Origin of the sequence: Paraburkholderia sp. Clong3 (assembly GCF_050436485.1) — a bacterium.
Lineage (GTDB): Bacteria > Pseudomonadota > Gammaproteobacteria > Burkholderiales > Burkholderiaceae > Paraburkholderia > Paraburkholderia tuberum.
Genome location: NZ_JBNDMH010000001.1, coordinates 758,013 through 778,537, shown reverse-complemented (window position 1 = coordinate 778,537; position 20,525 = coordinate 758,013). Strand labels below are relative to the sequence as shown.

Here is a 20,525-nt window from a genome sequence, read left to right as displayed (position 1 = left end):
GAACTTTCTTATCAAGAAGAGTCAGAGGTACAAGTTGAAGACGAAACAAACGTATTCTGTTGAGTTCAAGGAGCAGGCGCTGTCGAAGGTTCTGCAGCGCGGGAGCCGAACGGTTGGCGCCGTGGCTGACGAATTGAACGTGAACGTACTGACATTAAGGAATTGGATGAGAGGCACCGCCGCCGCGAACCGGAGCTCGAGTTCTGGGCACACAAGGCGTCCGGAAGACTGGTCGCTGGAAGAACGCCTGATTGCCTTGCAGGAGAGCCACGGCCTGGCGGACGAAGCATTGAACGGCTGGTGTCGGGAGCGCGGCCTGTTTTTGCATCATCTCGCGCAGTGGCGAGCGGATTTTTGCGCCGTTGGCGCAGCCGGTAGCCGACGTGAGAGCGCCCAGGAAGTACGGGATCTGAAGCAGGCCAATGTTCAACTGCGGCGCGAACTGAAGCGCAAGGAGCAGGCGCTGGCCGAAGCTGCGGCGCTACTGGTGCTGCAAAAAAAGTACCGCGCGCTCCTCGGGGACGAGGCCGAATGACGGCCCCTGAAGAGCGCAAGGCATTGATCGGCCTCATCAACGAGGCGACCCTGGCCGGGGCTCGGCAGGCGCACGCGTGCGAGATTCTGGGGCTCAGCGCGCGCACAGTTCAGCGCTGGCAGCGGGGCGAGCCTGACGCGATGGACGGGCGCTCGTTACGGCACCACGAGCCGCGCCACAAGCTCTCTGCCGAGGAACGCGCCGAGCTTCTGGCAGTCGCGAACTCGGCCGAATTCGGTCATCTGCCGCCAAGCCAGATCGTGCCGCGACTGGCAGACCAGCAACGCTATATTGCCTCCGAATCGACGTTCTACCGGGTACTGAAGGCCGAGAAGCAACTCGCCCACCGGCGCAGCGAACGGCCGGCCCACGCTCGCAGCAAACCCCGTTCAGTTTGCGCCGACGCGCCGAACCAGCTGTATTCCTGGGACATCACGTATTTGCCGACGACGATCCGTGGACAGTATTTTTATCTCTACCTGTTTCTGGATGTCTTCAGTCGCAAGATCGTCGGCTGGCAGGTCTATGCCGAGGAAAGCAGCGTACTGGCCAGCGAAGTCCTCAGGGACCTCTGCGCGCGCGAAGCGATACGGCCCAACCAGGTGATTCTGCATTCGGATAACGGCGGCCCGATGAAAGGCGCGACGATGCTCGCCACCCTCCAGGCGCTGGGCGTCATGCCGTCGTTGAGTCGCCCGGGCGTGAGCAACGACAACCCTTATTCCGAGTCGCTGTTCAAGACCCTGAAGTACCGGCCCGCTTACCCGCTCAAAGCGTTCGATACCCTGCTGGCCGCACGTACCTGGGTCGGCGCACTGGTGCGCTGGTACAACGATGAGCATCGTCACAGCGCAATCCGGTTTGTGACGCCCGCGCAGCGTCATGCCAACCTCGATCAGGATATTCTGGAACGACGCACGGCGCTTTACGCGAGTGCTCGGCAGCGCAATCCGCTTCGATGGAAGGGCCGCACGCGCAACTGGCAGCGCGTCGATGCTGTGCATCTGAACCCTGATCGCATCGATGACCAGGGCATCCATCAACAACGCCGCAATCTGGAGCGAAAGGCCGCCTGAAATTTATTCGTTGAGGCGACAACTAGCTTGAAAATTTCCGCCGGCTGCGTTGTAGTCGAGATAGGTGACGTCGCCCCCTGCAGTCGTTACCTGCGCGAGCTGCCCTGCGGCGTTGTAGGCGTAGTCGACCGTATTGCCGTCCCTGTCGCGGGTTGACACGAGCCTGCCGCCTCGCGTGGCATCGTAAAGCTCGCTCAGCCCGTTGTTTCCGTCGTTCCACTGCCAGTTGCGGGTCGCCTCATCAAAGGACAGCGTCGCGTACGCCCCTGTGCCAGTAGCATCGGCATAGCCGGGCTCAAAGTCGCCTTGGACAACGCTGGCGCCAAGCCACGCGGTCGACACATACAACTGGCGCGACGCATCGTACTCGTACACCGTACTCGAACCATCCCAGTCTGTCAGGGTTACCGTACTGCCTATGCTATTCAGCGTCCCAGTGAGGCCATCCACCGTGCGCGATCCGCCTGGGCGCCAGTTGTCTCCAGCAAACTGTCCGAGGCTGTTATAGGCGCGGTAGATCGAACTGTTCACCCCCTGGCCGAGCAGCAACTGGTCACGATCCTGAATCACCAGATTGCCGTTCGCCGCGTTCACATAGAGCTGCTCTCCGGTCTGCCCGAATGCCGCATTGCCGACCTGGCCATGGGCTCCAAGCCCCAATGCCGACGACGACTGCAAACCCAAACCATTGCCCGTAACGATCGCTACCATCTATGCCCCGTACCTGTTCGTTAAGCCTTGCGCGATTGGTTTCCCGAACCGCTTCCGAACAAGTTGTCCGAAGATTTTTAGAACTGTTTAGCGAAAATCTCAGGCGCTCAGGATCTCGTGCGTCCTTGCGTGCGATGAAGCATAAATTGTGGCGGCGATTGCCGGCCTGATCTCGCAATAAGGATCCCGCAGCAATTCCAGACTGCTATGCTAGAAAAGGGCTACTCACTTCCGATTCCTCACTTTCGGCTTTGTCCACCGACGCAGCGAACACCCGACGCCAAATGAACTCCACTTCCGAACACGCCGTTGCTTTGGCATCTGCCCGACTGACCCGGCTGCTTGCGTTCCTTGAGTCCGACCCCAACAACCTGTCGTTGCTAGGAGACGCCACCGCGTGCGCATTCGACGCACAGCAATTCGAACGGTGCGATGAACTGCTCGCACGTCAGCAAGCGCTCGGTGCGGTGCCGCCGGAGTCGATGCATCTGCGTGGACTGTGTGCCATGGCTCGTGGCAAATTCGAGGACGCGCTCCGGGCATTCGCCGCGTTACCGGACGGTGAAAGCCATCCCGCGATTCGCTATAACAAAGCTTATGCGCACGCCATGCTCGGCGCTTTTGACGAAACGCTAGCGCTGCTGGATGAAGGCGTGCTGACAACGATTCCGCAAGCCATCACGCTCCAAATGCGGTCGCTTCACCATCAAGGCCGCCTCGACGAGGTCATCGAAGTTGGCAAGCGGTATGCGGATCATCCGGAGACCGGCATCGAAGTCTGCGGACTCCTCGCCGCTGCTTTGTTCGATGCCGGACATCCCGACAGCGCGCAACAGTTCGCGTCTCTTGCAAAGCGCTCTCCCGACGGTCTCGCCATAGGTGGTTTGCTGGCACTCGGCGAAGGCCGCGAGTTCGACGCTATGGCGCTGTTCGCGGAGGCACTGCGCATCCAGCCGGCACACAGCCGCGCGCTTCTCGGCACAGGGCTCGTGCTGCTCGAACAGCACCGCTTCGAGCAGGCCGCGCAACACATCGACGCCCCATCCGAATCGTTCCGCACCCATGCGGGCTCCTGGATTGCGGCCGGCTGGGCCCATTTGCTCAATGGCGATCTACAACTGGCGCGGTCGCGTTTCGAACAAGGCGCTCACATAGATCGCGGTTTTGCCGAAGCCCCAGGCGCACTGGCCATCGTGGCGCTGCGCGAAGGCAGACTCGACGAGGCGCGTGCGCACACGAAGGTGGCGTTGCGGCTGGACCCCGAGTGTCTGTCTGCCGCGCTTGCGAAGAGTCTGCTCAGCACCTCCGCAGGCGATCAAACTACAGCGAGTCAAGTCCTTGATGCGGCATTGAATCGGCCCTTGGACCCACAAGGCAATACGCTTGCAAAAGCGATCGCGAGAAGGGTGACCCGGAGCAATAAGACCCCTCCCCTTAACAAATCGTCACAAGAACTGGAATAGGCAAACGCCTAATGTTTCGCGAATGGTCGATCATCTGCGAAATAGAACTTGTCCTAAAAATACGTGACGATCGACTATTTTGATATAAGCACCTACCTCTCTGATTACATTCGTTTTTGATTCGTTTGCCTCACTATTTTCATTCGTTTGCCTCACTATTTTTTTCAATTTCACAACTTCCAATTCGAAAGAAAACTCTTCATAATGCGGCCCACTTAAACACGGGACCTCATCCATGTCGGCCGACCAGGCAATCCAAATGATGACGCAGCTGTTCTGGAACAGCTTCCTCATTGCGGGGCCAATTGTTATTGCCACGCTCGTGGTCGGTCTGCTGATCAGTGTCTTTCAGGTCGTCACGCAGCTGCAGGAAATGAGCCTGAGCTATGTGCCAAAGCTCGCGGTTGCCGTCATCGTGACGGTTTCGCTCGCCCCGTGGATGCTCGCGCGTCTTACCGGTTTCGCAGCGTCGCTTTTCCGCAGCATTCCTGATCTGGGCTAACGCAATGACAATTGAAGCCAGCACGAGCTGGACGCTCGGCGTTCTTCTTCTTTCGTTGCGAATCGGCCCGGTGTTCGTTCTTGCGCCGCCGTTCTCACAAACGCAGGTGCCCGCGCGGGTCCGCGTGTGCTTCGTGCTGGCGCTCGCCGCATGTCTGGCACATAGCGCTGCACCCGACGTCTACATGGACGGCGCAGCGCTACTCATCGCCGCTGCAGCCGAATTGATGCTGGGCCTCGCGATCTGCTTCGCGTTCCAGGCCGCGTTTGCCGCGCTAACGTTTGCTGGCCGCGTGCTCGACGTCCAGGCCGGTTACGGTCTCGCGATGGTGATCGATCCGGGTTCGCGTGCACAGGCGCCGCTGTTCGGCACGATACTCACGCTCGTCGCGGGCCTGCTGTTTTTTGCTTCGGGCGGTCATCTCGAGCTGGTACGGCTTTTGATGGCGCTAACGAGCGTCATACCAGTTGGCTACGCGCGAGTCGCCGTCACTCCCGATGCGCTGATCGGCTATTTCGGCATTGCGCTCGGCACGGGTCTGTCGGTCATCGCGGCCGCAATGGTCACACTGTTTCTAATCGATGTAGCGATCGCCTTTCTCTCCCGCGCGTTGCCGCAAATGAACGCACTGATGTTGGGTCTGCAAATCAAAGTCATCGCGACGCCCGTCATGATCGCGCTATCAGCGGGTCTACTCGCACCTGCAACATTGCGTTTGCTGACGCACGCCTTGACTTTCGTACCGTCCCTGGATTAGTCATGTCGGATACGGAACAGAACAAATCGGAACAGGCCACCGCTTACAAGCTCGAGCAGGCGCGCAAGAAGGGTATGGTGCCGCGCAGCCAGGAACTCGGCATGGTGCTCGGCCTGCTTGCGAGTACCGGCTACCTGTCAGTGTGGGGCGGAGAAATGGCGGCACGTCTCGCTTCGCTCGGCGCTCATGCGCTGAGCGAAGCCGCGTCACTCGACGCAGGCGGCCGTGCGATGCTGGTCGCGTGCGCGGCGCTGCTGCTGCAGGGCGCGCACGCGGTTGCGCCACTGATTGCGATTGCGATGGGTAGCGCGCTACTGTCAGCGCTGATGCAGACCGGCTTCCTGTTCGCCCCCGGCGCACTCAGGCTGGACACCAGCAAGCTGAATCCGGTGCAAGGTCTCAGGCGTGTTTTCTCGATACAGACGCTGATCGAAGCCGCCAAGGCATGCTTCAAGATGGTCGTCTATGTGGCGATCATCCGTTTCACGATCGTCGATGCGGCCGTCTCGCTCGCACATGAGGACCTGTCCGCGATACGCATTGCGCAGACGCTGCTCGCTAGCGGCGTCCACCTGCTTTTCATGCTGCTCGCGGCCGCGTCGGTGTTCGCGTTGCTCGACCAGGTGCTGGTGCGACGCTCATTCGCGAGAAAGATGCGTATGAGCCGCTACGAGCAGAAGCAGGAAATGAAGCAGCGCGAAGGCGATCCGCGCATCAAGCAGCGGCGCCGCCAGTTGCAGCGCGAATTGCTGCAGCGTTCGCGCAGCATGAAGGCGGTGCGTAGTGCGGACGTGATCGTCGCGAACCCGACGCATTATGCGGTCGGTCTGAAATACGATCCGTCACGGATGGCCGCGCCGCATGTCGTCGCCAAAGGGGCCGGCGATTTTGCACTGCGTCTGAAGAAGCTCGCCTTCATCTATGGCGTGCCGGTCATCGAGTCGCCACGTTTCGCCCGCGCGCTCTATTTCAAGGCAGTGCTCGAACGCGAGGTGCCGGGCGATCTGTATCGCGATACCGCGGCGATGTATTTGCAGGCGCGACGTGCGCCGTCGCAGGTGATGTCCGCATGACGCTTCGATCCCGCCTGCGCAATCATTCCGACCTCGCGCTCGTCTTCGCCGTCGTCGCGATCCTGTTGCTGCTGTTTACACCGATTCCGGCAGGGGCGCTCGACCTGTTCATCATCGTCAATTTCGCATTCGCGTTCACGATCCTGTTGATGACGTTTTACGTGTCGCGACCCGTCGAGTTCTCGACGTTCCCTTCCCTGCTGCTGATCGCGACGCTGTTCCGCTTGTCGCTGAACATCGCCGCGACCCGTCTGATCCTGTCCGGCGCCGAAGCGGGCCAGGTCATCGCGGCAATCGGCGCATTCGTCGTGCAGGGTAACTTCGTCATCGGCCTGATCGTCTTCTTCATCCTGATCGTCGTGCAATACGTGGTGGTCACGACCGGCGCGCAGCGCGTGTCGGAAGTCGCCGCGCGCTTCGTACTCGACGCGATGCCCGGCCAGCAGATGAGTATCGACGCCGACCTCAACATGGGTCTCATCGATCAGGACGAAGCGAAGCGCCGACGCAAGGCGCTCGAAAAGGAAGCTGGCTTCTACGGCTCGATGGATGGCGCGAGCAAGTTCGTCAAAGGCGATGCGGTAGCCGGCATCATGATCCTGCTGATCGACATTCTCGGCGGCTGGGCGGTCGGCGTCGCGCAGATGGGCATGCCGCTCAGCCAGGCAATGCAGACCTTCACGCTGCTGACGATCGGCGACGGCATCGTCACGCAGGTGCCCGCGCTGATCATTTCCGTCGCGACCGGCATCATCGTCACGCGCTCGTCTGCGGACGGGGAACTCGGCAACGAGGTGCTGCGTCAGCTCGTGCAATTCCCGAAGATACAGATCCTCGTCATGGTCGCGCTGACCGGCCTGCTCGCGCTGCCGGGCATGCCGAAGTGGCCCGTGCTGATCCTTGCAACGATCGCGGGTTGCGCCTGGTGGATCGCGCGCCGCAAACGAAGTGCGGCGCCGGATAACCAGGCCGCGACGGACGGAGACGACAGCGACGCGGCCGCGGCCACCCAGGCCACCGATCTGCCGGCCGTCGAAGTGTCGTTCGGCGCCGCGCTGACGTCCGCATGGATCCCGACGCAAAGCTTGCTGGCCGAACGCATCGCGGCGTTTCGCAAACAGTACGCGGCCGAGATGGGCGTGTCCATTCCGCCCGTGGTGTTCCGCGACGGCGCGCAGCTTGGCTCCAACGACTACCGGATCCTGCTGTTCGGAGACCGCTTCGGTCAGGCAACGCTGTATCCGGAAAAAACACTCGCCATTCACTCGTCGGACAAGGGTGAGAAGGTGCCCGGCATCGCCACTCACGATCCGGCCTTCGGGCTGCCCGCGGTATGGATCGATACGGCCGACCTGTCGCGCGCGCGCTCGCTCGGTTACACCGCGGTCGATCCGCTGACCGTGCTGATCACGCACGTCACCGAGGTGATCAAGGCCAACGTACCCGCGTTGCTGTCGCGCACCGAAGTCGTTGCGATGCTCGAAGGAGTGCGTTCACGCATACCCGGCCTCGTCGAGGAACTCGTGCCGAACGTGCTCGCCGTCAGCGACGTGCAGCACGTCTTGCAGAATCTGCTGACCGAGCAGGTCGCGATCCGCAATATCGGCCTGATCGTCGAAGTGCTGGTCGACGCGGGTCGGCATGAAAAAGACCCTGCCGCGTTGAGCGAGCGTGTGCGCCAGCGGCTCGGCCACGGCATCTGTCAGGCAATCCAGAGCGATCACGATGCGCTTGCGGTGCTGACGCTCGACCCCGCGCTCGAAAACGCGATCGTGCAGAACCTGCAGGGTGCTGACGGCGCAGGCGCGTTCGTGCTCGACCCGCGTCTGGCCGAAAGCTTCCTCGCCCGGCTCGCCGCGCAGGTCGACGCGATGATGCGGCAGAACCTCAAACCTGCGTTGCTGTGCCGCCCGGAAATTCGTCGTCATCTGAAAACCTTCACGCATCGTGTTGCGCCACGGCTCGCCGTGCTGTCGATGAACGAGGTTCCGCACTCGATCAGCCTGAGATCGTTCGCGATGGTCAGTCTCGACGCAACTGCGGCTCGGGCTCCCGCGCGCGCCGCGCAGCCCTCGAACGCTACAGCGCTCGCCGCCTGAGTGTCGAGCAGCTTGCCACCTGCCTGCCAAATTGAAACGGATTCCTGATGGATAACATGATGACTGTCGCGGCCAGCCTGATCTCGCACGAAACGCGCCGGATCGAAACCGCTGGGCAAAACCTCGCGAATGTGGCCACGCCCGGCTACAAGCGGCAGATCGCGTTCGACGACGTGCTGGCAGCCGGACGCACCGGGACGGTCCCAGTGTCTGCCATGCTCGCGCCGCCGCCAACCGGCATCGCCACCGACTTCTCCGCCGGCAAGCTGGTCCACACCGGCAATCCGCTCGATCTGTCGATCAGCGGCTCCGGCTTCTTCGAGGTCATGACAGCGAGCGGTCCGGCCTACACTCGGCTCGGCGCATTCCAGCGCGATGCCGACGGACGTCTCGTCACGGCTCAGAGTTGGGCGTTGCAAGCCGCGGGTGGCGGCGACGTGGTCTTGCGTTCGGGCAACTGGCAGATCGCCAGCGACGGCACGCTGATTGACGACGGCACGCCTTCGGCCGTGATACGCGTCGCAACTTTTACGGATCCGACCCAACTCGAGCGCCGCGCGGACGGCCTGTTCCATGCCACGGACGCGCAGGCCGTCGACGCCGAACAGCCGCACATCGCGCAGGGCTTTATCGAATCGTCGAACGTCGCGCTCGGTAACGACATGATGCAGATGATGGAGGCAATGCGCCGCGTCGAGTCCGGCCAGAAGCTCGTGCATGCGTACGACGACATGGTCGGCGCCGTTTTGCAGCGTTTGGGAGACATGTAAGCGTGAACAACGTTTTTTATATCGGCGCGATGGGCTTGAACGCGCAGCAGACAGCCGTCGACGTCACCGCGAACAACATCGCGAACATGAACACACCGGCGTTCAAGCGCGGCACGGTGTCCTTCAGCGAGTTGCTGACGTCGGCGGCCGCCCCACTCAGCCGCGCCCCGGCCAACGAAACCGTCACCATCGCCGCGGGCGTGGCGGCCGACCCGTCGCTGCACGTTTTCACGGCGGGCGAGTTGCGCCCGACCGGCAGCGCGCTCGATCTCGCGATTCGGGGCGACGGCTTCATCGAACTGGCGTCGGACTCGGGACCGGCCACGTTGTGGCGCGGCGGCACGCTGCACGTCGGGGCCGACGGTTATCTGACTGCGTCGAACGGCCTGCCGCTCAAAACGATGATTTCCGTTCCGCGCGACGCCTCCAGCATCACCATTTCGGCGACCGGCCAGGTGCAGGCGGTTCTGCCGAACCAGACCGACCCGATTGATCTCGGCGAAATCGAACTCGTGATGCCGACTGATGTGCGCGCGCTGCAATCGGCCGGCGACGGAATCTATCGCATTCAGGACGACGGGATCACTGTCAGCCGCGTGCGTCCCGGCGAAGACAACGCTGGGACGCTGGCGCAAGGATTCAGCGAAGCCTCGAACGTGTCGCTGTCGGATGAGCTCGTCAGTCTGATGCTGTATCAGCGTGCGTATGCGTCGAATGCGCGACTCGTGCAGGCCGGCGATGAGTTGATGGCGATTGCGAATGGATTGAAGCGGTAATCAGCGCTGGAATGCATCGACCGACATTCAACAGTGGGACGAACCCAAAAACACACCATGCAATTTACGTTCAAAAAAACGCTGCTCGCAGCGTGTTGCACGCTCACTCTCATCGGCTGCGGGGGCGGAGGTAACTCGGACAATGCGAGTTCGTCCAACGCCAGCGAACAAAACGCGGCGTCGAATCCCGATCGCGATTCGGGCAGCGTCGACGCGTCCGCCCCGAAAACGTCTGCGGTGACGCTACCCGGCGAGCCAACCTCACCGCCCGACAACGCAGGCGCGACGCCCCCGCCCGACGCCGAAGTCGGGCCGCCGACGCCGGGCTACGTGAAGATCGCCGACCTCCCTCTCGGGTCCATCGAAGGCGTGCAAAGCGTCGCGATGAACGCTCGTTCGAAGCTCAGCTATACCTTCCCGCCAGACCCTGTTGCTGTGATCGATACGATTACGAACCCGGTTTCCGGGGATATCAAACTGCGGCTGGTTTCCAAATCATCGGTCACCGGCGGCTATCTTTCGCAGATCGGCGCAAGCATGCCGGCCACGGCCAGCGTCGACGGTGCACCGACCGCGCCGTCATTCGACGAACTCGTGGTTTCCCTGATAAATAGTCAGAAGCGGATCCTCGGCATCAACTACGACATCTCATCCGGCAATCCGTTGAGGTTCGCGCTCGTACGCGGACAGAACGGTAGCGGTTATGTCGCGGCCGGCGCCTGGGAGGCGAGCCAAACCGCTATCTACGTCACCGACTATTGGGTCACATCGGGCGGATTCGCATTTGGCAGCCAGACTCGCCCGGAAGACTTTGGCCAGATTCACTCGCGCACGTATGCCGGAGCGTTGGTCGGCAAGTTGCGCTATCAGACCGACTGGGTAGGCTCGCCGAGCTATCCGCTCGCCGGGGCTGTTATTCAGGGCGTGGCCGATATGGACGCGAGGAAGATCTCTTTTCAGGTGCCGAAGGTGACCAAGATCTCAGTGGCAAATGACTGGAGCGTGGCGGAAGCCGAAATGTCACCGCCTCTGTTCACCTGCGACGCCCACATCGATGTGGTCAACGACGCGTTCTCGTGCGATCTCAAATCGAACGACGGCTATCCATCGACCGGACGGATCAGCGGCCGGTTCTACGGCCCCAAAGGCGAGGAAATTGGTGGAGTACTGAACTACACCAACTGGTCGACGTTTCCGTTCGGTGAGGTCGTCGCCGGCTTCGCACTCACGATCAGATAAGGCCGCCCCGTGTTCAATCCAGGCGTGCCCGATCTCATGTCGCCTATCCGTTTTCGCCGGCTCGACCCGTTAGCCATCGCGCTTGCCTGCATGGCGGCGAGCGCGGCGGTTCACGCGTCCAGTACAACGCTGACATTCCGAAACGTCGCCGACTTCGACAGCAGCATAGTGCGATTCGGCGATGTCGCGGAGGTGAGCGCTTTGCCTGTCGCCTTGCAAAAGCAGGCGGCCGATCTCGTCGTCGCAAGGTTACGCGAAGCGGATGCGAGTGTTGCCATCGAGCCGCGGCGTCTGACCGAAGCGGCCCGACGGCAGATTCCGGCTCTCACGCCGTGGCTTGCGACGCAGGACGGACAACCGGCCGTCATCATCAGCCGACCTGTTCGCGCTACGCCTGATCCAGCGCGCGAAGTCCGGTCTGTGCCGGCGGCACGCTGCGTCGAACTACTTCGTGATCTCTCGAAAGGAGATGCAATCACGTTCGACGGCGTGCGTGATATCGCTTGCCCGCGGGACGCGGTTACACGTGGTGTTCACTACGACGACAAAGCGCGCGTCGCGCGTGCGGCTCAAAACCTCGTGCCCGGCGACGTGATAACCGGCATCCCCTCACAACGTCTCGCCCAGGTCATTCGCGGCGAACGCATTGTGGCCGTCGTACGAACGGGTGCCGTCACCGTCTGGCGAACCGGCATCGCATTAACGGACAGCGCGAGTGGCCGCGTAACCATGATCGCGACAGGCGATCACGACATCGTGGCCATTCCTGCTACCACCTCGCTGTCGAAGTAACTCAGTCATGCAACCCAAGATCCGTTCAACGCTGGCAACGATAGGCATCGCCTGGTGCGCGCTCACGCCCACCCACGCCGCCGACCTCTTCCACAGCGACGCCTACCAGTCGCTGACCTCGGACCGCCGCGCCTCGCGCCCGGGCGACATCGTCACGATCCTCGTCTATGAGAACTCGACCGCGAGCAATACTGCGGACACGTCGACCAAAACGAACGTGGCGGTGCAGGGCAACGTGTCGACGATGTGGGCCGGCAGCAATGCTGCGCAGATCGGCCTCGGCGATAGCTACGGCGGACGCGGACAGATCCAGCGCACGGGCCGTTTGCTCGCGCAGATCAGCGCGCGTGTGGAGGTGACCGAGCCGAATGGTGACCTGATCGTCGCCGGCGAACAGGCCATCGACGTCAACGGCGAAAAGACGCGCATCCATCTGCAAGGCCGCGTGCGTCCGGTCGACATCGCCGCGAACAACACAGTGCAGTCGAACCGCCTCGCGGACGCGAAGATCGACTACGTCGGCGAAGGCTTCATCACCGATCGGTCGAGACCCGGCCTCATTCCCCGCTTTCTCGCATGGTTGGGCTTATGGTAATGCGGCTCTCTTCTCGCACGATGCGGGTCATCCAGGCCGTACTGCTGCTCGTATGCGCGATGGCCGCGGGCAGCGGTCCAGCGCACGCGGCAAATGAAGTGCGCCTCAAAGACCTCGGACGCTTTCTCGGCTGGCGCGACAACATGCTCGTCGGCTACGGCATCGTGTCGGGTCTCGCGGGCTCGGGCGACACGCCGCGCAATCAGGCCACGCGTCAGGCCATGATGAACATGATGTCGCAGTTCGATCTGAATCTGACCCAGGACCAGATCCAGAGCCGCAACGTCGCCATGGTCATGATTACGGCCTCGCTGCCGCCGACCGCCAACATCGGCGACCGGATCGACATCAACGTCACGTCGATGGGCGATGCACGAAGCCTGTCGGGCGGCACGCTGATCATGACGCCGCTGCGCGGCCCCGACCGCAAGACGTACGCACTCGCGCAAGGACCGATAACGGTCGGCGGCTACCGCTTCGACGCCAACGGCAATCTGCGCCAGAAAAATCATCCGACGGTCGGTACCGTGCCGCAAGGTGCGATCGTCGAAGTACCGGTGCGCGCCGAGCTCGTCACGCAGGACGGCTATCTGAACTTCGTCCTGCGCAACGCGGATGCGACCACGGCAGAGCGCATCGCACAGCGTATCAACCAGGCGTTCGGCGCCAGCAGCGCGCGCTCGCTCGACGCGGAAACCGTCCAGATCCGCGCGCCCGGTGAAGGCAGCGCGCTCAACAGTTTCGTAGCGCGCGTGGAGACGCTCGGCGTCGTGCCCGATCAGGGCTCACGTGTCGTCATCAACGAACGCACGGGCACCGTGGTCGCTGGCGGCGACACGCACATCTCGCCGATCACGATTTCGCACGGCGACATTCGCGTGACGGTCACGACCGAATACTCGGCGTCGCAACCCGAGCAGATCGGCATTGCGGGCCGCGGTGTGCGCAGCCTCGTGATCGGCAACAGCGATCTTTCCGTCGACGAACCCGGCCAGACCGTCGCCGCAACGTTCCCCTACGGCTCGGTCGGCGAACTCGTGCAAGCGAAGCGCTCTCGCGCAGTCGTGTCAGCACCCGCGACGTGATCGCGATTCTCGAAGCCATCAAGGCGGCGGGCGCGTTGCACGCCGACATCATCGTTCAATAACAGGAGGAACCGCTATGACGCTCAACCTCGTCGCCGCCATCGCCGGCAAGGCCCTCGACGGGCTGTTCGCACGGCAAACGGCCACCGCGCAGAACGTGGCCAACGCCGGCTCGGCGAATTTCACGCCGCTGCGGGTGTCGTTCGAGGATGCCTTGCGCGACGCCGCCGCGTTGCACCCCGGCGACACGCCGGCCAGCGTGCTCGCGCGTGTCGCGGGTGTCGCGCCTCGCATCGACGCGCCGCTGCCGCTCGCCTCGAATACCGTGCGAATCGACGACGAAATTGCTACGGCATCTGAAACCTCGGCACGCTACGCGATGCTGGCCGGCATGCTCGATCGCACGATGCAGATCGAGAAACTCGCGATAGGCGGAGGCTGAACCGATGACCGATTCCATCTTCGCGATTGCGCGCTCCGGACTCGACGTCGAGCGCCAACGCATGGAAGTCATTGCGCAGAACCTGGCCAATGCGGGCACGACGCGCACGGCAAGCGGCGCGTCTTATCAGCCGCTGCGGCTCGTGTCGGGGCCGCGCCTGGCCGCAGGGGACTTCCCCAGTCTGCTCGGCAACGGCGGCACGCCCGGTGCGCACAGCGCCGCGGGACTTCCCACCACGCATGGGCTCGGGGGCGTGCAGACGTATGGCATCGAGACGGTCGACGCGCCGCCGCGCCTCGTCTACGACCCGTCGCATCCGCACGCGGACGCGAAAGGCTTCGTGTCCTACGCCGGTCTCGATCATGCCGGCGAGATGGCGCTCATGGTGCAGACGTTGCGCGTGTACGAAGCCAACACGGTGATGTTCAACGCGGCACGCTCGATGTATATGCGTGCCCTCGAAATGGGGAGCCACTGATGAGCATCGCCGTCATCTCCGCGCTCGAACCGGGCTTTCTCGCGCCGACGTGGCAAACCGGCCTGGCGCCGTCGCTCGCGTCGCAAGTGGAGCAAGGCCTCGGCGCGACCACTCAACCCGGCTTCGGCGCTCTACTCGTCGATGGCCTGCAATCGGTCGACACGCAGGTCAGCACCGCCAATGCAGCGATTGCCGACTTCGCGCTCGGCGCGGACCTGCCGCCGCATCAAGTGATGATGGCGCTCGAACAGGCCCGCATATCGCTGCAATTCGCGTTGCAGATCCGCTCGCGCCTCGTCGAGGGCTACCAGGAACTGATGCGGATGCAACTCTGAAATGGAAGCCAGCATGTCCCGCTTCAAGTCGTTTTTTGCCGATGCGCCGCGCGAGCGGCAATTCTTGATGGTCGGCGCGCTATCACTGCTGCTGTGCGGCGCGATGGCAGCCGCGTTCTTCCTGTCACGGCCCGGCTATCAGGTCCTGTTCCGCGATCTGAAGCCGCAGGACGCGTCCGCACTCGTGGCCGAACTCGACAAACAGAAGGTACCCTACCGGATCGACGACGAGACCTCCGCGATTCTGGTGCCCGCCGGCGATACGCGCGCACTGCGTCTGAAGCTGATGAGCAGCGATCTGCGCCTGCACGGCGCGGTCGGCTTCGAGCTGTTCAATAACTCAGATCTCGGCCTCACCGAGTTCGCGCAGAAGGTCAACTATCAGCGCGCGTTGCAAGGCGAACTCGCGCGCACGATCATGACGCTCGACGAGATCGACCTCGCGCGCGTGCATCTGACGCTGCCCGAGTCGTCGCTGTTCCGGCGCGATGCGGCGCGGCCCAAGGCCTCGGTCGCGCTGTTCATGCGCGACGGCCAGGCGCTCGCTCCCGAAACGGTGCGCGGCATCCAGCGGCTCGTGGCCGCAGCGGTGCCCGAGCTGTCCGCCAACGACGTCACTGTGCTCGATCAACGCGGCGGCGTCGCGGGCACGAAAGCCGGCGAAAACGCGATGACCGACGACCCGCACTTCACGTTGAAGCAGGCGATCGAGCAACGCTACGAACGTAAGATCCTTACGCAGATTGCGCCGCTGGTCGGCGACGGTCATGTGAGCGTCAGCGTCGACGCGGCGCTTGACTTCGCGCAGACGCGCACGACGCGCGAGTCGGGTGTCACCCGGCCCATCGTCAACGCCGACGGCGCGGCCAGCGCCACGCCGCCGCTACCGTCAACGAAAAACGCAAATGCGTTGCCGCCCGCTGGCACGCCACCGCTGCCCGCAATGCCCTCCGTGGAGGGGACAAAGACCGATCGCCGTCTCGAGCAGATCGTGTCGGAACCCGGTTCGATCCGCCGGCTATCAGTCGGCATCGTGCTCGACTATGCCTTGCCGCAAGACGATATGGCACGCATAAACGCGATGCTGGGCGCGTCGATCGGTTTCGACGCGGCGCGCGGTGATGTGCTGTCTATCTATGTGCGTCACTCCGGCGACGTAGCGACGAGTGTGGTTGCGCAAACGACGCCCGCGAACGCCGGCGTTGCGGCACCAGTCGAGCCCGACGCGAGCGCGGATCTGGAGGCCGGCGCCACGATTCGCGACGCATCCGAACCCGTCGCATTGGCCGTCGCAAATTCCGCTGCACGCGACGCCGACGCACGGCACGTGGAGGCTGTGGTCGAACACCTCGCGCAATGGATGGCCAGTCATCCGACCGCCGGCGTTTGCTCTGCCCTGTTGCTCGTCGGCATCATTGGTGCGTTGCTCGCGATGCGCCGGCGTCGTGCTTCCCGCCGCTCGTCGTCACGTGCTTTGAGTCTGCATCAGCGCGAAGCCTACGTGCTGCGCTTGCGTGCGCTGCTCGCCGAAGAAGGAGAGCAGCATGGCCACGCCTGAGCGCGACGCATCGCGCGAACGCCGTCTGAGGCGCGCGGTTGCCGATCTGAGCGGGCTTGCGATCGACGATATCGAGGCGATCTGGAGCGCGCTCTCGCACGACGAGCGCGCGCGCTTGCGACCACTGCTCGCTGACGCGGCGCGCGTCGCACCCGGAAATCTGGTGGCGGCGATGACGGCCCCGGCGACGGATGACCGCGTTGCGATTGCCAGCGACGGCCATTCGCCTGAAGACGCGCGACTCTCCGCATCACGGCTTGCGCGTTTCGCCGAGACCTTGCCGCATGAACTGCTTTGCCGGTTGATGTCTTGCGTGAACGCACCGACCCGCGAGGCCGTGATCATTGCGTTGCCGCCCGAGCGCCGCGCAATGCTCGCGCCACATGGGCGTGCATATGACATCACGGAGCGCGCGCGTACGGCGCTGCAGGCCGCGGCGCTCACAGCCAGCGCGCAACTCGGCGATATCTCTCATGATGACGGCAAGCCGCCGCAGGTCGAACCATTGCGGCTCCACCAGAAGCTTCGCCGCTGGATGGGGCGGTCCGCATGAGTCTGCTGCTGAAAGCCGCGCAGGTCACGCTGGGCAGCGGACGCAAGACGCTCGGTCGAGCCACGCTGGTTGCCGTAGCCGCCGAGCCGTCCGAACACGTGCCGGTGCAAGTTCAGCATGCTTTCCAAACCAACGCACAGATCGACGAACTCAGACGCGAGCTGGCGGAACTCGCGCAAACGCATGCCGAGCAAATCCGCGACTTCGAGGAACGGGAACGCGCCGCCTATCAGCGAGGCATCGAAGAAGGCATCGAAAAGGGGGTAGCGCGCGTCAAGCTCGATCACGTGCAGCGGATCGAAGCACTCGTCGCCGGCATCGACGCGGCGCTCGCTGCGTTGCGCGACCGCCTGCAAGCAGTCGAAAGCCTCGCGCTCGATGTCGCACAAGCCGCGCTGCGGAAAACCCTCGGCGACACCACTGCGTGTGCGGCGCTCGTCGTGCAAACCGCGCGCCATCATCTCGCGCAGATCGCGGCGGGGTCGGCGATCGGCGTGCGCGTGTCCGCGAAGGACTTTCCTGACGCCGATGCGCTGCGCGACGCATTCGCCACGCTCACGCGCGATACCGCACTGACGGTCGACGCCGATCCGCAATTGGCTGCCGGCGCGTGCCTGATCGATCTGACACTCGGCCGCCTCGACGTGAGCCTGCCGCGGCAGCTCTCGCATTTCAATCGCACGCTCGACGAACTTCGCGCCGATGACTGACCGTCCCTCGCTCCACCGCTATCTTGCCGCAATGCGTCAGGTCGATCCGGCGACCCGGGTCGGCGCGATCACGCGCGTAATGCCGACGTTCGTCGAAGCGGACGGACCCGGCGTGCCGCTCGGCTCGCGCTGCTCACTCGGCGCGCCGGGTCCGCAGCAATGCGAGGCGGAAGTCGTCAAGGTCGAGGTGGGCCGCGTCACGCTGGCGCCGTACACGTCGACGGCAGGGATCTGCGTTGGCGACCCGGTATGCGCGATGCGAGTGGGAGCAACGATCCCCGTTGGGCCACGCTGGCTCGGACGCGTCGTCAATCCCCTGGGCCGGCCGCTCGACGGCGGTGCACCGCTTCCCGCGAACGACGCCTCATGGCCGCTCGCCGGCGTCTGCACGCCGCCGCTCGATCGCCTGTCGCCGGTCGAGCCGCTGGAGACCGGCATTCGCGCGCTCGACGGCCTGCTAACGCTTGGCGTCGGCCAGCGCGTGGGCATTTTTGCGGGCAGCGGCGTCGGCAAAACGACCCTGCTCGCGAGCCTCGCGCGCCACGTCGAAGCCGACGTCTGCGTGCTGTGCCTCGTCGGCGAGCGGGGCCGCGAAGCGGAGGAGTTCTGGCAGCGTGCGCTGTCCGACAGCGCGCGCGCCCGCTCCACGATGGTGGTCGCAACCTCCGACCAGCCTGCCGTGATGCGCGCCCGCAGCGTGCAGGTGGCGCTGTCGCTCGCCGAGTATTTTCGTGCGCAGGGCGCGCACGTGCTGCTGCTTCTCGATTCGGTCACGCGCTATGCGCTCGCGCTGCGCGAGATCGGCCTCGCCGCCGGCGAGCCGCCGACCGTTCGCGCGTACACACCGGGCGTGTTCGCCGCGCTGCCGAAAATCGTCGAGCGGTGCGGCGCAATCAGGAACAGTGGCGCGATCACCGCGCTGATGACCGTGCTCACCGAGACCGACGACATCGACGATCCGATGGCCGAGACGATGCGCGCGCTGCTGGACGGCCATATCGTGTTGACGCGCGAACTCGCCGAACAGGGTCACTACCCGGCGATTCAGGTGCCGAGAAGCATTAGCCGCGTGATGCAGTACGTCGCTGAGCCCAACGAACGGCGGCTCGCCGCCGAAGCCGTCGCGCAGCTTGCAGCGTACGAAGCGTCGCGCACGCTCGTCGAATCGGGGCTTTACGCGCCAGGCAGCAACCCGGCGCTCGATCGCGCGCTGCAACAGCGCGCCGCGCTAATCGATTTTCTGCGTCAGGCCCCTGATGCGACGACGCCGCGCGCGACGACCATCAACGCGCTCGCTGCTTTGCTTCGGGAAGTTGCATGACGAGTCATTCATGAAAAAACGCCACCAGTTTGAAACGGCACGAGAGATCGCCGACTTGCGTCGACTGCAACTGGAACGCGCGCGCCTGGATACCGTGCGAGTCATTCAACTCCATCAGCGCAGCCACGCACGCGAACAATCGCTTTGTGCGAGCCTCGACGCCCATGTCGCGCAATGGCGCGACGCGTTGCAGGCGCCGGACGGCTTGTCGCCTGCGCTCGCGGCCAATTGGGCAGGCGCGCTCGCCTCGGCTCGCGCCGCCCATCTGCACGCGCAACAGGACACACGCGATGCCGCAAGCCGTGTCGAACGACAGCGCGCAGTGCTGGCGCGCCACGAACAGCAAACCGAGCACGCTTGCGGCGTGGCCGCCAGAGTCGAGCGGCAATTCGAACTTCAGCGCGACGAGCAGCGTGCGAGCCGGATCGAGGACATGTATCTGTCGCGGGAGGAGCGCCAATGAAGCTCACCGTATTTCCAACGTGGCGCAATGCGCCGGTGTCCACAGCAAGTTCGCCCAAGCCCGATGCCAGGCATGCGGCGTTCGATCAGGTATTGCGGGTGATGGAGAAAGTCATGTGGTCGGGCGCGAAGGCCGGCGCGTTGAACGAAGATCCTACGCCCGCACGACAGCAACGCACGCCAGCGGAACGTTACGACAACGCGCCGGCATTCGACGCCCGCTCCTATGCTCGCGATAGGTCCGTTGACCATGCGAGCGAGCCGCGCGGCTGTGCATCGGCGAGATCCGCTCGCATCGATGTCGAATCGCATGCGCGCGACACCGAGCCTGCGCTCCCTGACCACGATGGCGCTCACGCCGGGCACGTCACCAGGTCGCCGATCACGGTCGCCAGTTCGTCTTTCTCAGCATCGGGCAGCACTGTTCACGACGCACTGTCGCGCGAACAGGCCGTACCGTACCGGGCCGCTCGTATCACTTCGTCCGCCGCATCGATCGCCTCACGAGCCGCTAAGGCCGCTAATACCGAGAGCGGCGCCAGCGCCGGGAGCGCGCCAACGCCCTATCGTCTGACCGTGATGACCGGCGAAGCCGGCGTGTCGATCGCACTATGCATCAACCATGCGATCACGAACGCGGACGAACCCGACGCCCGCGCCCAGCGCGCCCTCGACGAGCTGCGCCGCGCCGTACCGCGCGCCGTGCGAGTCGTCGTCAACGGCGTCGAACACATTCCGACTACATCGCAAGGCATCGCTCATGGCCACTAATCCGATCAGCTCGAGCAGCGACGTCGGCAACCGCATCGATTCGATCGGTCTCGACATGCAATCGCTGCTGCAGATCATCCTGACGCAGCTCACCTATCAGGACCCGCTAAAGCCGGTCGACAACTTCGAGTTCGTGTCGCAGCTCGCGCAGTTCACGTCGCTCGAACAGACACGCCAGATCACGGACAAGATCAACGACCTGCTGTCGGTTCAGTCAGCCACGCAGACGCTCGGCCTGCTCGGCCGCAACGTCGACGTGCAGACCGACACGGCGCTGCTGAGCGGCATCGTGAAGAGCGTGTCGTTCAAGGATTCTCAGCCGCAATTGACGATCGAAACCGAGAGCGGCGAATTCCTGACGAACGCCAATATTTCGCAGATCGTCGCAGTGCGCCAGACGAGTGGTTCTTAAAGGAGAGTTT

General features: G+C 63.6%; 23 protein-coding genes and 1 pseudogene. 22 read left to right on the top strand and 2 right to left on the bottom strand.

Annotation, left to right across the window (positions count from 1 at the left end):
• Positions 1 to 34 precede the first annotated feature (34 nt).
• Positions 35 to 1,611: pseudogene (locus OKW30_RS03735) on the top strand (IS3 family transposase).
• Between the two features lie 3 nt (positions 1,612 to 1,614).
• Here OKW30_RS03735 and OKW30_RS03730 read toward each other — a convergent pair.
• The gene (locus OKW30_RS03730) at positions 1,615 to 2,322 is read right to left on the bottom strand and encodes an RHS repeat domain-containing protein (protein WP_429346004.1); all 708 of its coding nucleotides are present in this window, start codon (positions 2,320 to 2,322) and stop codon (positions 1,615 to 1,617) included.
• Between the two features lie 284 nt (positions 2,323 to 2,606).
• On the opposite strand from OKW30_RS03730, the gene OKW30_RS03725 reads away from it, so the two are divergent.
• The 19 genes from OKW30_RS03725 (at position 2,607) to OKW30_RS03635 (ending at position 18,870) form a co-directional block, all read left to right on the top strand.
• Complete coding sequence (locus tag OKW30_RS03725; protein WP_429346003.1) at positions 2,607 to 3,785, top strand: tetratricopeptide repeat protein; 1,179 nt, start codon at positions 2,607 to 2,609, stop codon at positions 3,783 to 3,785.
• Between the two features lie 235 nt (positions 3,786 to 4,020).
• Positions 4,021 to 4,287, top strand: coding sequence for a flagellar biosynthetic protein FliQ (locus tag OKW30_RS03720; protein ID WP_184058948.1), 267 nt, complete (start codon positions 4,021 to 4,023; stop codon positions 4,285 to 4,287).
• Between the two features lie 4 nt (positions 4,288 to 4,291).
• On the top strand, positions 4,292 to 5,044 hold the full coding sequence (locus tag OKW30_RS03715; protein WP_429346002.1) for a flagellar biosynthetic protein FliR: 753 nt from the start codon (positions 4,292 to 4,294) through the stop codon (positions 5,042 to 5,044).
• 2 nt (positions 5,045 to 5,046) lie between these two features.
• Positions 5,047 to 6,117, top strand: coding sequence for an EscU/YscU/HrcU family type III secretion system export apparatus switch protein (locus OKW30_RS03710; RefSeq protein WP_429346001.1), 1,071 nt, complete (start codon positions 5,047 to 5,049; stop codon positions 6,115 to 6,117).
• Positions 6,114 to 8,216, top strand: coding sequence for a flagellar biosynthesis protein FlhA (locus OKW30_RS03705; protein WP_429346000.1), 2,103 nt, complete (start codon positions 6,114 to 6,116; stop codon positions 8,214 to 8,216). The genes OKW30_RS03710 and OKW30_RS03705 overlap by 4 nt, the downstream gene beginning before the upstream one ends.
• A 47-nt stretch (positions 8,217 to 8,263) precedes the next feature.
• Positions 8,264 to 8,986, top strand: a complete 723-nt coding sequence (locus OKW30_RS03700; RefSeq protein ID WP_429345999.1) for a flagellar hook-basal body protein — start codon at positions 8,264 to 8,266, stop codon at positions 8,984 to 8,986.
• Positions 8,987 to 8,988: 2 nt separating this feature from the next.
• Positions 8,989 to 9,762, top strand: a complete 774-nt coding sequence (locus tag OKW30_RS03695) for a flagellar hook-basal body protein (protein ID WP_429345998.1) — start codon at positions 8,989 to 8,991, stop codon at positions 9,760 to 9,762.
• Positions 9,763 to 9,819: 57 nt separating this feature from the next.
• Positions 9,820 to 11,001 carry a hypothetical protein gene (locus OKW30_RS03690; RefSeq protein ID WP_429345997.1) on the top strand — a complete coding sequence of 394 codons (1,182 nt, stop codon included), beginning with the start codon at positions 9,820 to 9,822 and terminating at the stop codon, positions 10,999 to 11,001.
• A gap of 9 nt (positions 11,002 to 11,010) precedes the next feature.
• Entirely contained in the window at positions 11,011 to 11,793 is a 783-nt protein-coding gene (locus OKW30_RS03685) for a hypothetical protein (RefSeq protein ID WP_429345996.1), read from the top strand.
• 7 nt (positions 11,794 to 11,800) lie between these two features.
• On the top strand, positions 11,801 to 12,388 hold the full coding sequence (locus tag OKW30_RS03680) for a flagellar basal body L-ring protein FlgH (RefSeq protein ID WP_429345995.1): 588 nt from the start codon (positions 11,801 to 11,803) through the stop codon (positions 12,386 to 12,388).
• Positions 12,382 to 13,473 carry a flagellar basal body P-ring protein FlgI gene (gene flgI, locus OKW30_RS03675; protein ID WP_429345994.1) on the top strand — a complete coding sequence of 364 codons (1,092 nt, stop codon included), beginning with the start codon at positions 12,382 to 12,384 and terminating at the stop codon, positions 13,471 to 13,473. The genes OKW30_RS03680 and flgI overlap by 7 nt, the downstream gene beginning before the upstream one ends.
• Entirely contained in the window at positions 13,470 to 13,535 is a 66-nt protein-coding gene (locus OKW30_RS03670; RefSeq protein WP_429346101.1) for a hypothetical protein, read from the top strand. The genes flgI and OKW30_RS03670 overlap by 4 nt, the downstream gene beginning before the upstream one ends.
• A gap of 14 nt (positions 13,536 to 13,549) precedes the next feature.
• A complete protein-coding gene (locus OKW30_RS03665; RefSeq protein WP_429345993.1) occupies positions 13,550 to 13,915 on the top strand; it encodes a flagellar basal body rod protein FlgB in 366 nt (121 codons plus the stop codon).
• Between the two features lie 4 nt (positions 13,916 to 13,919).
• On the top strand, positions 13,920 to 14,393 hold the full coding sequence (flgC, locus tag OKW30_RS03660) for a flagellar basal body rod protein FlgC (RefSeq protein ID WP_429345992.1): 474 nt from the start codon (positions 13,920 to 13,922) through the stop codon (positions 14,391 to 14,393).
• Positions 14,393 to 14,728, top strand: coding sequence for a flagellar hook-basal body complex protein FliE (gene fliE, locus OKW30_RS03655; protein ID WP_429345991.1), 336 nt, complete (start codon positions 14,393 to 14,395; stop codon positions 14,726 to 14,728). Before flgC ends, fliE begins: the two co-directional genes overlap by 1 nt.
• A 13-nt stretch (positions 14,729 to 14,741) precedes the next feature.
• Positions 14,742 to 16,286, top strand: a complete 1,545-nt coding sequence (gene fliF / locus OKW30_RS03650) for a flagellar basal-body MS-ring/collar protein FliF (RefSeq protein WP_429345990.1) — start codon at positions 14,742 to 14,744, stop codon at positions 16,284 to 16,286.
• The gene (locus tag OKW30_RS03645; RefSeq protein WP_429345989.1) at positions 16,273 to 16,839 is read left to right on the top strand and encodes a hypothetical protein; all 567 of its coding nucleotides are present in this window, start codon (positions 16,273 to 16,275) and stop codon (positions 16,837 to 16,839) included. Before fliF ends, OKW30_RS03645 begins: the two co-directional genes overlap by 14 nt.
• A complete protein-coding gene (locus OKW30_RS03640; RefSeq protein WP_429345988.1) occupies positions 16,836 to 17,549 on the top strand; it encodes a FliH/SctL family protein in 714 nt (237 codons plus the stop codon). Before OKW30_RS03645 ends, OKW30_RS03640 begins: the two co-directional genes overlap by 4 nt.
• Positions 17,542 to 18,870 carry a FliI/YscN family ATPase gene (locus OKW30_RS03635; RefSeq protein WP_429345987.1) on the top strand — a complete coding sequence of 443 codons (1,329 nt, stop codon included), beginning with the start codon at positions 17,542 to 17,544 and terminating at the stop codon, positions 18,868 to 18,870. The genes OKW30_RS03640 and OKW30_RS03635 overlap by 8 nt, the downstream gene beginning before the upstream one ends.
• 4 nt (positions 18,871 to 18,874) lie before the next feature.
• Here the strand turns inward: OKW30_RS03635 and OKW30_RS03630 are convergent, their stop codons facing one another.
• Positions 18,875 to 19,330 carry a hypothetical protein gene (locus tag OKW30_RS03630; protein ID WP_429345986.1) on the bottom strand — a complete coding sequence of 152 codons (456 nt, stop codon included), beginning with the start codon at positions 19,328 to 19,330 and terminating at the stop codon, positions 18,875 to 18,877.
• Here OKW30_RS03630 and OKW30_RS03625 point away from each other — a divergent pair.
• Both OKW30_RS03625 and OKW30_RS03620 read left to right on the top strand, forming a co-directional pair.
• Complete coding sequence (locus OKW30_RS03625; protein ID WP_429345985.1) at positions 19,330 to 20,103, top strand: hypothetical protein; 774 nt, start codon at positions 19,330 to 19,332, stop codon at positions 20,101 to 20,103. The genes OKW30_RS03630 and OKW30_RS03625 overlap by 1 nt on opposite strands.
• A complete protein-coding gene (locus OKW30_RS03620; RefSeq protein ID WP_429345984.1) occupies positions 20,093 to 20,515 on the top strand; it encodes a flagellar hook assembly protein FlgD in 423 nt (140 codons plus the stop codon). The genes OKW30_RS03625 and OKW30_RS03620 overlap by 11 nt, the downstream gene beginning before the upstream one ends.
• Positions 20,516 to 20,525: the final 10 nt, after the last annotated feature.

Coding starts and splice junctions, on each gene's coding strand:
- OKW30_RS03730 (WP_429346004.1), bottom strand. CDS start 2,322: ATGGTAGCGATCGTTACGGGCAATGGTTTGGGTTTGCAGTCGTCGTCG.
- OKW30_RS03725 (WP_429346003.1), top strand. CDS start 2,607: ATGAACTCCACTTCCGAACACGCCGTTGCTTTGGCATCTGCCCGACTG.
- OKW30_RS03720 (WP_184058948.1), top strand. CDS start 4,021: ATGTCGGCCGACCAGGCAATCCAAATGATGACGCAGCTGTTCTGGAAC.
- OKW30_RS03715 (WP_429346002.1), top strand. CDS start 4,292: ATGACAATTGAAGCCAGCACGAGCTGGACGCTCGGCGTTCTTCTTCTT.
- OKW30_RS03710 (WP_429346001.1), top strand. CDS start 5,047: ATGTCGGATACGGAACAGAACAAATCGGAACAGGCCACCGCTTACAAG.
- OKW30_RS03705 (WP_429346000.1), top strand. CDS start 6,114: ATGACGCTTCGATCCCGCCTGCGCAATCATTCCGACCTCGCGCTCGTC.
- OKW30_RS03700 (WP_429345999.1), top strand. CDS start 8,264: ATGGATAACATGATGACTGTCGCGGCCAGCCTGATCTCGCACGAAACG.
- OKW30_RS03690 (WP_429345997.1), top strand. CDS start 9,820: ATGCAATTTACGTTCAAAAAAACGCTGCTCGCAGCGTGTTGCACGCTC.
- OKW30_RS03680 (WP_429345995.1), top strand. CDS start 11,801: ATGCAACCCAAGATCCGTTCAACGCTGGCAACGATAGGCATCGCCTGG.
- flgI (WP_429345994.1), top strand. CDS start 12,382: ATGGTAATGCGGCTCTCTTCTCGCACGATGCGGGTCATCCAGGCCGTA.
- OKW30_RS03665 (WP_429345993.1), top strand. CDS start 13,550: ATGACGCTCAACCTCGTCGCCGCCATCGCCGGCAAGGCCCTCGACGGG.
- flgC (WP_429345992.1), top strand. CDS start 13,920: ATGACCGATTCCATCTTCGCGATTGCGCGCTCCGGACTCGACGTCGAG.
- fliE (WP_429345991.1), top strand. CDS start 14,393: ATGAGCATCGCCGTCATCTCCGCGCTCGAACCGGGCTTTCTCGCGCCG.
- fliF (WP_429345990.1), top strand. CDS start 14,742: ATGTCCCGCTTCAAGTCGTTTTTTGCCGATGCGCCGCGCGAGCGGCAA.
- OKW30_RS03645 (WP_429345989.1), top strand. CDS start 16,273: ATGGCCACGCCTGAGCGCGACGCATCGCGCGAACGCCGTCTGAGGCGC.
- OKW30_RS03640 (WP_429345988.1), top strand. CDS start 16,836: ATGAGTCTGCTGCTGAAAGCCGCGCAGGTCACGCTGGGCAGCGGACGC.
- OKW30_RS03635 (WP_429345987.1), top strand. CDS start 17,542: ATGACTGACCGTCCCTCGCTCCACCGCTATCTTGCCGCAATGCGTCAG.
- OKW30_RS03625 (WP_429345985.1), top strand. CDS start 19,330: ATGAAGCTCACCGTATTTCCAACGTGGCGCAATGCGCCGGTGTCCACA.
- OKW30_RS03620 (WP_429345984.1), top strand. CDS start 20,093: ATGGCCACTAATCCGATCAGCTCGAGCAGCGACGTCGGCAACCGCATC.